The sequence below is a fragment of the Acinetobacter sp. CY17 genome (assembly GCF_059515825.1).
The window spans coordinates 35,523-47,121 of sequence record NZ_JCAKMX010000023.1 but is presented as its reverse complement, the minus strand read 5'-3'; the positions used below and the strand labels follow the sequence as shown (position 1 = coordinate 47,121).

Annotated in this window: 8 protein-coding genes and 1 rRNA gene; 3 read left to right on the top strand and 6 right to left on the bottom strand. The window is 41.5% G+C overall.

What is annotated here, in order from left to right:
* Positions 1-44: 44 nt before the first annotated feature.
* Positions 45-1,581 (bottom strand): 16S ribosomal RNA (locus tag AC5YCI_RS13955).
* A gap of 387 nt (positions 1,582-1,968) precedes the next feature.
* Positions 1,969-2,247: a hypothetical protein gene (locus AC5YCI_RS13950; RefSeq protein ID WP_496130409.1), complete on the bottom strand. Its 279-nt coding sequence runs from the start codon at positions 2,245-2,247 to the stop codon at positions 1,969-1,971.
* A 207-nt stretch (positions 2,248-2,454) separates the two neighbouring features.
* Here AC5YCI_RS13950 and AC5YCI_RS13945 point away from each other — a divergent pair, with 207 nt between their 5' ends.
* On the top strand, positions 2,455-3,087 hold the full coding sequence (locus AC5YCI_RS13945) for a YczE/YyaS/YitT family protein (RefSeq protein WP_496130408.1): 633 nt from the start codon (positions 2,455-2,457) through the stop codon (positions 3,085-3,087).
* Positions 3,088-3,485: 398 nt separating this feature from the next.
* Here AC5YCI_RS13945 and tyrS read toward each other — a convergent pair whose 3' ends face one another.
* The gene (tyrS, locus tag AC5YCI_RS13940; protein ID WP_496175728.1) at positions 3,486-4,718 is read right to left on the bottom strand and encodes a tyrosine--tRNA ligase; all 1,233 of its coding nucleotides are present in this window, start codon (positions 4,716-4,718) and stop codon (positions 3,486-3,488) included.
* Between the two features lie 63 nt (positions 4,719-4,781).
* Here tyrS and AC5YCI_RS13935 point away from each other — a divergent pair, with 63 nt between their 5' ends.
* Positions 4,782-5,909, top strand: a complete 1,128-nt coding sequence (locus AC5YCI_RS13935) for an anhydro-N-acetylmuramic acid kinase (protein WP_496175727.1) — start codon at positions 4,782-4,784, stop codon at positions 5,907-5,909.
* Between the two features lie 52 nt (positions 5,910-5,961).
* On the opposite strand, the gene erpA is transcribed toward AC5YCI_RS13935, so the two are convergent.
* Positions 5,962-6,297 (bottom strand): iron-sulfur cluster insertion protein ErpA, encoded by a 336-nt coding sequence (gene erpA / locus AC5YCI_RS13930; RefSeq protein WP_496130406.1) that lies wholly within the window; start codon positions 6,295-6,297, stop codon positions 5,962-5,964.
* Between the two features lie 217 nt (positions 6,298-6,514).
* Here erpA and AC5YCI_RS13925 point away from each other — a divergent pair, with 217 nt between their 5' ends.
* Positions 6,515-8,452 (top strand): ATP-binding cassette domain-containing protein, encoded by a 1,938-nt coding sequence (locus AC5YCI_RS13925; protein ID WP_496130405.1) that lies wholly within the window; start codon positions 6,515-6,517, stop codon positions 8,450-8,452.
* A gap of 194 nt (positions 8,453-8,646) precedes the next feature.
* Here the strand turns inward: AC5YCI_RS13925 and AC5YCI_RS13920 are convergent, their stop codons facing one another.
* Both AC5YCI_RS13920 and gyrB read right to left on the bottom strand, forming a co-directional pair.
* Positions 8,647-8,991, bottom strand: a complete 345-nt coding sequence (locus AC5YCI_RS13920) for a hypothetical protein (protein ID WP_496175726.1) — start codon at positions 8,989-8,991, stop codon at positions 8,647-8,649.
* Positions 8,992-9,096: 105 nt separating this feature from the next.
* Positions 9,097-11,565, bottom strand: a complete 2,469-nt coding sequence (gene gyrB / locus AC5YCI_RS13915; RefSeq protein WP_496130404.1) for a DNA topoisomerase (ATP-hydrolyzing) subunit B — start codon at positions 11,563-11,565, stop codon at positions 9,097-9,099.
* Between the last annotated feature and the right edge of the window lie 34 nt (positions 11,566-11,599).

The window sequence follows — 11,599 nt, the reverse complement described above, 5'->3', positions numbered from 1 at the left end:
AAGAACAACTTGTTGTGGATTCTTACCGGTCGCCAATCTTTCGTTAAGGAGGTGATCCAGCCGCAGGTTCCCCTACGGCTACCTTGTTACGACTTCACCCCAGTCATCGGCCACACCGTGGTAAGCGTCCTCCTTACGGTTAGACTACCTACTTCTGGTGCAACAAACTCCCATGGTGTGACGGGCGGTGTGTACAAGGCCCGGGAACGTATTCACCGCGGCATTCTGATCCGCGATTACTAGCGATTCCGACTTCATGGAGTCGAGTTGCAGACTCCAATCCGGACTACGATCGGCTTTTTGAGATTAGCATCCTCTCGCGAGGTAGCAACCCTTTGTACCGACCATTGTAGCACGTGTGTAGCCCTGGTCGTAAGGGCCATGATGACTTGACGTCGTCCCCGCCTTCCTCCAGTTTGTCACTGGCAGTATCCTTAAAGTTCCCACCCGAAGTGCTGGCAAATAAGGAAAAGGGTTGCGCTCGTTGCGGGACTTAACCCAACATCTCACGACACGAGCTGACGACAGCCATGCAGCACCTGTATCAGAGTTCCCGAAGGCACCAATCCATCTCTGGAAAGTTCTCTGTATGTCAAGACCAGGTAAGGTTCTTCGCGTTGCATCGAATTAAACCACATGCTCCACCGCTTGTGCGGGCCCCCGTCAATTCATTTGAGTTTTAGTCTTGCGACCGTACTCCCCAGGCGGTCTACTTATCGCGTTAGCTGCGCCACTAAAGCCTCAAAGGCCCCAACGGCTAGTAGACATCGTTTACGGCATGGACTACCAGGGTATCTAATCCTGTTTGCTCCCCATGCTTTCGTACCTCAGCGTCAGTATTAGGCCAGATGGCTGCCTTCGCCATCGGTATTCCTCCAGATCTCTACGCATTTCACCGCTACACCTGGAATTCTACCATCCTCTCCCATACTCTAGCTTCCCAGTATCGAATGCAATTCCTAAGTTAAGCTCAGGGATTTCACATCCGACTTAAAAAGCCGCCTACGCACGCTTTACGCCCAGTAAATCCGATTAACGCTCGCACCCTCTGTATTACCGCGGCTGCTGGCACAGAGTTAGCCGGTGCTTATTCTGCGAGTAACGTCCACTATCCTAGAGTATTAATCTAAGTAGCCTCCTCCTCGCTTAAAGTGCTTTACAACCAAAAGGCCTTCTTCACACACGCGGCATGGCTGGATCAGGCTTTCGCCCATTGTCCAATATTCCCCACTGCTGCCTCCCGTAGGAGTCTGGGCCGTGTCTCAGTCCCAGTGTGGCGGATCATCCTCTCAGACCCGCTACAGATCGTCGCCTTGGTAGGCCTTTACCCCACCAACTAGCTAATCCGACTTAGGCTCATCCATTAACGCAAGGTCCGAAGATCCCCTGCTTTCCCCCGTAGGGCGTATGCGGTATTAGCAGTCGTTTCCAACTGTTGTCCCCCATTAATGGGCAGATTCCTAAGCATTACTCACCCGTCCGCCGCTGAATCCAGTAGCAAGCTACCTTCATCCGCTCGACTTGCATGTGTTAAGCCTGCCGCCAGCGTTCAATCTGAGCCATGATCAAACTCTTCAGTTTAAAATCAATAGTGCCTATAGGGCACCAATCTTGGCTCATCAATTACTGACAAAAAATTTGCTCAAATAAACTTCGAGAAATTCTTACCAATTATCAATGAAAATATATTCGATTGATCAACCAGTAAAAATCCACACAAGTTGTTCTTCATAATCTCTTAATGATTAACTTTATAGCTCGTCGCTAAAAAGCTAAAACACATTAAAACTCAACAACTTAACACTTCGTGCTAAATCTATTGCGCTTTACTGCGTTGGTATGCTGGCCATTATAGGTAGTTTTTTTTGCTTAGCAAGCGCTATTTATAAAATTATATTATGAATGTTTATTTTTTAACCTAAGAAATCAATAAAACCTATTTTAAAGCAGAAAAATCTGTTTTTTAGCTCAATTAACTGTGTTCTTTATTAAATGTCCCATCACTTCTAATAATATTTGTTGTTTACCCGCATAGTCTTCTGCCATAAACAACATCTTTGCGCGTTTAGGTAAACGTTCTTGAACTAAAGCAAATAATAAATAAAAAGCTGGGATATCTAATTGCTGAAAATGCCACATGACATCTTGATATTGATGCTGCTTTAACGCTGGATGTGTATAGTCAAATAAAAATGTAAGTATGCTTTGAATATGTTGGTCATGCCAATCTTGTGTTTGGTAGTACATAGTTGTGTCTTGATTATAATAATCACTTTATTATTCATATTTTTGCCATATATCAAATGACAGTTTTTAAATATTCACTATGTCGCAAATTAATGTATAGCTATAAATGATCATGCCATAAAAAAAGCGCTTTTCTTCACCTTTCGCTGCATAGTACATTTTTTCATCTTTGTTTAGACTCAAACTTATTTACACTATGTTTGACTCATGCCAACTCAACTTTTACCCCGTTTAGGCTTATTGCTAGGTGGCTTAATGCTGCTTGCCTTTGCAGTTGCCCTATCTATTCGTTCTAATCTAGGCACATCGCCAATTTCATCTTTGCCGTATGTATATAGTTTTATATTACCTTTTTCTGTAGGTACGCTGACTATTTTTATGCACGTCTTGATGATTGCGCTTCAAAAACTATTATTGAAGGATGATTTTCGCTGGACACGCTGGCTGCAATTACCTGTAGGCCTTATTTTTGGTCTAGGGATTGATCTTATGTTATGGCTAACACAAAGTTGGTCACCCATCACCTATCTACAACAACTTTTATATTGTTTGATGAGCTGCGCTATCACTGCTATTGGCGTATGTATGATCATCAAAGCCAATTTAATTTTTTTGGCTGGTGAAGGCTTATATCAAGCGTTTTCTTTGCGCTTTCATTGGAACTTTGGCTCATGCAAACTTTATGGAGATATCGTCTTGATTGTTATTGCAGTGATGAGTTCTTTATTGGTGTTGCATCAAGTCTTGGGTGTACGCGAAGGCACCATCATTGCTGCGGTGTTAGTCGGTATTTTAGTAAAGATGATTTTGCCACGTTTGGCCTTTATTGAATTTAAATAAAATTAATAACTAAATAGCACTTCAAACGCTTATTTTAGGCATAAAAAAAGAAAGAGATCTCTCCCAAAATCTCTCTCTCGGAGTTAGATCATCAAATGCGATCCAGTGTGTCTTATTATAATTATTTTCGTTAAATTCTTTACTCAAAATTAAGATATCTTCCTTGAATGATATTCCTAATTTACACCCTCTGGACTGTGTTCTACAGTCATAAGATGAAATCCATCCTAACGAGATTTTTTCTCAAACGCAAGCGATTGGAAAAAATTAAACCTTGTTTTTATAAGGTTTTTTTTGAATTTACTTATTAATAATACAAATATAAAACTTTAGTCACAAAAAAAGCAGACCAAAGTCTGCTTTTTTTCAATCACTTAAAACAATTTAAGCGTGAGTGATTAATCTACAAAAGTCACTTTAGCAATGGCTTTTTTGCTGGCTTGTACAATTAAAGTCGATTTTTCTTTGACCGAATAGCTAGTATCTACTGCTTGCCAATCCACTTTTACTGCACCACGGCCTAAAGCATCTTTGGCTTGTGCTGAATTTTTCACCAAACCTGCTTCACGTAAAATTGAAGTAATAAATAATTCACCACCAAATTCAGACAATGAAATCGTGATTTCTGGCGTACCTTCAGGTAATTCACCCTCAGTAATAATATTACCTGCACCTTTATGCGCATTGGCAGCCGCATCGCTTCCGTGGAAACGTTCAACCAATTCAAGCGCAAGAATCTTTTTCACTTCTTGTGGGTTACGACCTTCAGCCACTTCTTTAAGCAATTGTTGAATTTCTTCAACTGACTTAAAGCTTAAAAGATCAAAGTAACGCTCAATTAAGGCATCTGGCATAGAAAGTACTTTTTGGTACATCGCGCCCGGTGCATCAAACACAGCAATATAGTTGCCTAAAGATTTAGACATCTTATTCACGCCATCTAAACCTTCAAGAATTGGCACGGTAATACATACTTGTGCTTCTTGGTCATAACGACCTTGTAAGGTACGACCCATCAATAAGTTAAAGGTTTGGTCTGTACCACCAAGCTCAACGTCTGCTTCTAAAGCCACTGAGTCATAACCTTGTACCAATGGGTATAAGAATTCATGAATGGCAATTGGCTGATGGCTGTTATAACGCTTGGTAAAGTCATCACGCTCTAACATACGTGCCACAGTTTGCTGTGAAGCCAATTGAATTAAATCAGCTGCAGATTTTTGACCAAACCATTCTGAGTTAAATACAACCTTGGTTTTAGCAGGATCAAGAATCTTAAACACTTGTTCTTGATAGGTTTTGGCGTTTTCTAACACTTTTTCACGCGACAATGGCGGACGTGTAGCACTCTTACCTGTTGGGTCGCCAATCATGGCAGTATAATCACCAATCAAGAAATACACTTCATGACCAAGGTCTTGGAATACTTTTAATTTGTTAATTAAAACCGTGTGACCAAGGTGTAAGTCAGGTGCTGTCGGGTCAAAGCCCGCTTTAATTTTTAATGGACGATTCTGTTTTAATTTCTTTAGAAGATCTTCTTCAGAAATAATTTCGTGGGTGCCTCGTTGGATGAGGGCAAGTTGTTCTTCAGCCGGCAGGAAATTTGACATCACAAAATCCAAATAGATCAGTTATACAATTTGTGCGATATACTAACACTTTTTCAGCATCTTGCAGGCTTTAGAATAATCATGACAGCGATCTATATTGGGGTAATGACCGGCACAAGTATGGATGGTGTCGACATTGTTGCTGCTTCTTTTGATCCTCTGCAACTTCATGCCACCCTTACTTTGCCTTTTGATCCAGACCTGCGTGATGAACTGATGGCATTAACTTTACCAGATGACAACGAAATTGATCGTATGGGGAAAGCCGATGTTGCACTCGCGCAAATGATTGGACATGGTATCAATCAACTCATTGAAAACAATAATTTAGAGCGTAGTCAAATTAAAGCGATTGGTTCACATGGCCAAACCATCCGTCATCGTCCTGAACATGGCTTCACTTTACAAATTGGCGATCCGAATATCATTACCGAAATCACCCAAATTCCAGTGATTTCAGATTTTCGTCGTCGTGATATGGCAGCAGGTGGTCAAGGTGCCCCGCTTGTGCCCGCGTTTCATCAGGATATTTTTCAGCATGAATCCATTCATCGCGTGATTTTAAATTTAGGTGGCATTGCCAATGTGAGCATGTTACCTGCAGGTCAACCTGATCAGGTGTTTGGTTTTGATACAGGTCCTGCCAATATTTTAATGGACGCGTGGTGCCACCGTTATACGGGTCAACCCTACGATGAAAATGGCAATTGGGCTGCCTATGGCAATGCTATTCGCAGTTTGCTGGATCGCTTGCAAGCGCATGAGTTTTTCTCAAAAGAACCACCTAAAAGTACTGGCCGTGAAGACTTTAACCTAGAGTGGCTCGATGAACAAATTGCTGATTGGCGCAGCAGTTTAGAATATGACGAACTCGAAGACACGCCTGAAAATGTGCAAGCCACCTTAATGAAACTCACCACACGTGCCATTAAAAAAGCCATTTACCGTTCAAATATGGATACAGGCGAAGTTTATGTGTGTGGTGGTGGTGCCTATAACTCACATTTACTCGAACAGTTGCGTTGGCGTTTACGTAAACATCAATGGACGGTGCAAACCACAGCAGATTTAGGGCTTAGCCCAACATGGGTCGAAGCCACAGCCTTTGCTTGGTTAGCAATGCGTTTTGTAACTCAGTTGAGTGGAAATTTACCTGCTGTAACGGGTGCCAATGGCTACCGTGTTTTAGGTACGATGACTTACGTATAATTGATACAGACATAAAAAAAGCCCCAACTCTGGGGCTTTTTTATCACAATCTTTAGATTGAGAAAGAAGAACCACAACCACAAGTTGTTGTCGCATTTGGGTTTTGCACCACAAAGCGCGAACCTTCTAAACCTTCAATATAATCGACAACAGAGCCAACTAAATATTGGTAACTTAAAGAGTCAACCAACATTTTTACATCGCCATTTATAAACTCTGCATCATCTTCATTTTGGCTTTCAGCAAAGTTAAAGCCATAAGAGAAACCTGAACAACCACCACCTGTTACATAAACACGTAACATTAAATCTTGGTTGCCTTCGCTCTCACGCAATTGGCGAACTTTGTTCGCAGCACTATCCGTCAGCTCAAGCGCTTGATCAGTCATGGGGAGATTCCTCTAGTTAATCTGGTGGTCTTATGCGGCTAAGACAATTATGCAGTATAGCATAATCAATATATGGGGCACTTTTGAAGCTTTAAAGTGCTTAAAGTTGAGCTATTTTATCAAGTTTATTTTTCGAACAATATCAAAATTGCTTAGGTTTTGGCTTTTTTCTAATTTCCTTTAGAATGAGGCTACTTTTTCTCTGTTCGATAATTTCATGATTCAGTTAGAGCAACTTTCTTTACGTCGCGGTGGACGTGTTCTTTTTCAAAAAGCGTCTATGCAATTGCATCCTGGTTGGAAAATTGGTTTAACAGGGGTCAATGGCGCTGGTAAATCGACTTTATTTTCCGCGCTACTTGGTGGTATGGAATCCGACAGCGGTAGTTTAACTCGTCCATCGGTATGGACGGTTGCGCATATGGCACAGGAAATCAAAGCGCTGGATATGAAAGCGATTGATTTTGTCTTGTCGGGCGACGAAGAATATTGGGATATTCAACACAAACTGGCTCATCCTGAACAATTAAATAATGATGAAATGGCGCATCTATATGGTCGTTTTGATGAAATTAATGGTTATTCTGCGCCATCGAAAGCATCACAACTCATGGCAGGTTTAGGCTTCTTTGAACATCAGTCTGAGCTTGATGTTTCAAGTTTTTCGGGTGGTTGGCGTATGCGTTTGAATTTGGCGCGTACCTTAATGAGCCGTTCAGATCTACTGTTGCTTGATGAACCGACTAACCATTTAGATTTAGATGCGATTTTATGGCTTGAAGATTGGCTCAAAGCCTACGAAGGTACCTTAATCCTAATTTCGCATGACCGTGATTTCTTAGATGCGATTACCGATCATATTCTACATATCGAAAATCAAGAACTCGTACTATATACAGGTAACTATTCAACCTTTGAACGTACCCGTAGTGAACGCTTAGCACAGCAACAACAAGCTTTTGAAAAGCAACAAGAAACGCGTGCACACTTACAAAAGTTTATTGACCGTTTTAAAGCCAAAGCCACCAAAGCCAAACAAGCACAAAGCCGTATCAAGCAATTAGAACGTATGCAGGAACTTTCTGCTGCGCATGTAGATACGCCATTTACCTTTAGTTTCCGTGAACCAACCAAAATGAGTTCGCCGCTATTACAAATGGAAAGTGCAGATATTGGTTATGGCGACAAACTTATTGCCACCAATATTCATCTCCAAATTACCCCAAATAGCCGTATTGGTTTATTGGGTATGAATGGTGCAGGTAAATCTACCTTAATTAAATCCTTAGTAGGTGATCTACCGTTATTACGTGGCGAACGTAAAGCCTCTGAATTACTAAATATTGGCTACTTTGCTCAGCATCAAATGGATGCTTTAGACGGTACAGCCAGCCCAATGCTGCAACTAGCACGGATCGCCGATCCTAAAATTTCTGAAGCTAGCTTACGCTCGTTTTTAGGTAGTTTTGGTTTTAGCGGCGAGCGTATGGATACACCAAGTGAAAGCTTCTCAGGCGGTGAACGTGCACGTTTAGCACTGGCTTTAATTGTATGGCAACGTCCAAACGTATTGGTACTCGATGAACCGACCAACCATTTAGACTTAGATATGCGTCATGCCTTAACTATGGCATTGCAAGATTTTGAAGGTGCGGTGGTCTTGGTATCGCATGAACGTCAACTCATTGCTAGCGTCTGTGACGAATTGATTTTGGTCAATAATGGACGCTGTCGCGAGTTCGATGGTGACTTAGTTGCCTATGCCGAATGGTTACGTCAAGCACGTATTGAGATGATGAAAAACGCGCAGCAACCTGCTGTGCCTGTGACTTCACAGGTCTCGGATAAACCTGTGATATCTAAACTCGATAAAGAAGCACAGCGTAAGTTAGCTGCACAGCGCCGTGAGCAAACGCGCCCAATTCGCAAAAATATCGAGAAAAATGAAGCGCAAATTGCCAAGCTACAACCTCGTTTAGCCGAAATTGAAACATTGCTAGGTGATACTGCCCTGTATGAAGCCAACCGTAAAGATGAGCTACTTAAACTCATGAATGAGCAATCGGAACTTAAAGGCAAAGTCGAACAAGCTGAAGAACAAATGCTTGAGCTGATGATGGAACTTGAAGATCTCGAAGCTTCATTTGAAGATTAATTGAAGATATACACAGCTGCCTAAAAGTTATCCACAGCTTAGGCAAACAAACAGTGACTTATCCTCAGTAAAAGAGCACCTCTAGGGGTGCTTTCTTAGCTCTAAAGACTGAAATCTCTACAGGGGATAACTCAAAAGTTATCCACAGTTTTGGCAAACAATACTAACTTATCCGCACATCAGGTTTATTGTATTTATTTTAAAAAGCGTAGTTCGTTTATCTTCCATGCTTGATCATAAGCCCAAGTTTCTTGAATCTTACGTTGATCTGCTAGTGTAATCAGAACCTTACAGTGTTGATTATCTAAATCAAAATCAAAATCTTCAGCGATGACATCTAATTTTTGTGGTTTCCACACCCCATTTTGCACTGCATGTGCAATTAAATCGTAACGGGTATAATTGCTTTCGACACGACCTTCTTGTTCATATACCACTTTAAATTGCTCAGCTTCATATTGAGCTAACACATCATAATTGCCAGTAAAAAATGCCTCCATCCAAATATCACGGATGCCTTCTAATTGCGTCGTATCCATCTTATTCACCTCAATTGAGTCACGATCATTGACGACTTTTAATTTCAACATAGCATAAAAAAAGCGCCCCGAAAGGCGCTTTTTACAATTTAATACGATGGCTAATTAGGCATCGATATCCGCATTGAGGGCATTTTCTTCAATAAAGGCACGACGTGGTTCTACATCATCACCCATTAAGCAAGAGAACATACGATCAGCTTCAATCGCATCATCGATGGTTACTTGTAACATGTTACGGTTTTCAGGATCCATCGTGGTTTCCCAAAGTTGTTCCGCGTTCATTTCACCCAAACCTTTATAGCGTTGGATCATCATGCCACGACGAGAGTCTTGCAAAATTTGCTGCCAAACTTGGTGGAAAGTAGATACTTGAATTTTGCGCTCGCCTTTTTGTAAATAAGCACCTTCTTCAAGTAAGCTAAACCAGCTCTTCGAGTTCTTTAACAAACGTGCATATTCAGCTGATGCCAATAAAGTCTGATCTAGCAAATAAGCATGTGGCAAATTATGCACATACACAGTAATACGTGGGTAATACGCAATCACTGCATTGCCATCAGCATCTTGCTTTTCAAAACTCTCTAAAGACAATTCAGGACGTAGATTTTCTTGTTGCTTGGCAATTGCTAAACGTAATTGCTCACCCCAAGTTTCTACATAATCACGATCTGTAACTTGATCTAGTTTAAAGGCGTCTAGACCCAATAAACCATCAAGTAAGGTTGCAGGATAACGCTGCGTTAAACGCTGAATACTCTTTTGCGAGGTTTGATAATCTGCAATAACAGCTGCCAATGCTTCACCACGAATTGCCGGTGCTTCAGCGCTGATATGTAATTCTAGATCATCAATTGCGTTTGAAATTAAATACGTTTCTAATGCATCGTTATCTTTAATATATTGCTCTTGCTTGCCTTTTTTCAGTTTATACAACGGTGGCTGAGCAATATAAATATGACCACGTTCAACCAATTCTGGCATTTGACGGAAGAAGAACGTCAGCAACAAGGTACGGATGTGCGAACCATCCACGTCAGCATCGGTCATGATGATGATTTTGTGGTAACGCAATTTGTCTGGGTTATATTCTTCGCGACCAATACCACAGCCCAGTGCGGTAATTAAAGTACCTACTTCAGCTGAAGAAATCATACGGTCGAAGCGCGCACGTTCTACGTTTAAGATTTTACCTTTCAGTGGCAAAATGGCTTGCATCTTACGGTTACGACCTTGCTTTGCCGAACCACCCGCAGAGTCACCCTCGACGAGATAAAGTTCTGATAAAGCTGGATCTTTTTCTTGGCAATCGGCTAATTTACCTGGTAAACCTGCAATATCCAGCGCACTTTTACGACGCGTCATTTCACGCGCTTTACGTGCTGCATCACGCGCACGTGCTGCATCAATAATTTTACCAGCAATTGATTTAGCCGCTTGCGGGTTCTCTAATAGATACTCAGAGAACGACTTATTCATGGCTTGTTCGACCGCTGTTTTCACTTCACTCGACACCAATTTTTCTTTAGTTTGTGAAGAGAATTTTGGATCAGGTACTTTCACTGAAACAATGGCAGTTAAACCTTCACGCGCGTCATCACCAGATACTGCAACTTTCTCTTTTTTGAGTAAGTTTTCGTTTTCCATATAGTTGTTTAAACCACGCGTTAATGCCGCACGGAAACCAGCTAAATGTGTACCACCATCTTTTTGCGGAATGTTGTTGGTAAAACAACGTACGTTTTCTTGATATGAATCATTCCACTGTAAAGCAACTTCTACCCCAATGCCATTTTCAGCTTGTGTAGTGAAATGGAAGATTTCATTGAGATGAGTTTTACCTTGGTTAATATATCTAACAAACTCAGATAAACCACCAGCAAAATCAAATACATGTTCTACGTTAATACGTTCATCACGCAAAACAATACGTACACCGGCATTTAAGAATGAAAGTTCACGTAAACGACGCGCTAAAATATCGACGCTAAAAATGGTTTGGCTAAAGGTTTCAGCACTTGGCCAAAAGCGTACACGAGTACCCGTTTTTTCAGTCTCGCCAACCACTTTCAGTGGATATTGAGAATCACCATGACGATATTCTTGCTCATGAATTTTGCCCGCACGGTGAATGGTGAGTTCAAGTTTTTCTGACAAGGCGTTAACAACGGAAACACCTACACCGTGTAGACCACCAGAAACTTTATAGCTGTTATCATCAAACTTACCGCCTGCATGCAGAATCGTTAAAATCACTTCTGCGGCAGAAACACCTTCTTCAGGGTGAATGTCGGTTGGAATACCACGACCGTTATCAGCAACAGATACTGATTCATCTTCGTGAATAGTCACTAAAATTTCGTCACAGTGACCTGCTAAGGCTTCATCGATTGAGTTATCAACGACCTCAAACACCATGTGGTGTAAGCCTGTACCATCATCAGTATCACCAATATACATGCCGGGACGTTTACGAACCGCGTCGAGGCCACGTAATACCTTGATACTAGAGGAATCATAAGCCTTTTCAATGGTTTGTTCTGTAGTAGAGACAGATTGATCTTCTGAACTCATGGTTTCTCCCTAGTGAAAAAATAGGTCTATCCAA

Bases quoted from the DNA above. Each gene is read 5' to 3' on its own strand.
- AC5YCI_RS13925 (WP_496130405.1), top strand. From the start codon at position 6,515: ATGATTCAGTTAGAGCAACTTTCTTTACGTCGCGGTGGACGTGTTCTT.
- erpA (WP_496130406.1), bottom strand. From the start codon at position 6,297: ATGACTGATCAAGCGCTTGAGCTGACGGATAGTGCTGCGAACAAAGTT.
- AC5YCI_RS13920 (WP_496175726.1), bottom strand. From the start codon at position 8,991: ATGGATACGACGCAATTAGAAGGCATCCGTGATATTTGGATGGAGGCA.
- AC5YCI_RS13945 (WP_496130408.1), top strand. From the start codon at position 2,455: ATGCCAACTCAACTTTTACCCCGTTTAGGCTTATTGCTAGGTGGCTTA.
- AC5YCI_RS13935 (WP_496175727.1), top strand. From the start codon at position 4,782: ATGACAGCGATCTATATTGGGGTAATGACCGGCACAAGTATGGATGGT.
- gyrB (WP_496130404.1), bottom strand. From the start codon at position 11,565: ATGAGTTCAGAAGATCAATCTGTCTCTACTACAGAACAAACCATTGAA.
- AC5YCI_RS13950 (WP_496130409.1), bottom strand. From the start codon at position 2,247: ATGTACTACCAAACACAAGATTGGCATGACCAACATATTCAAAGCATA.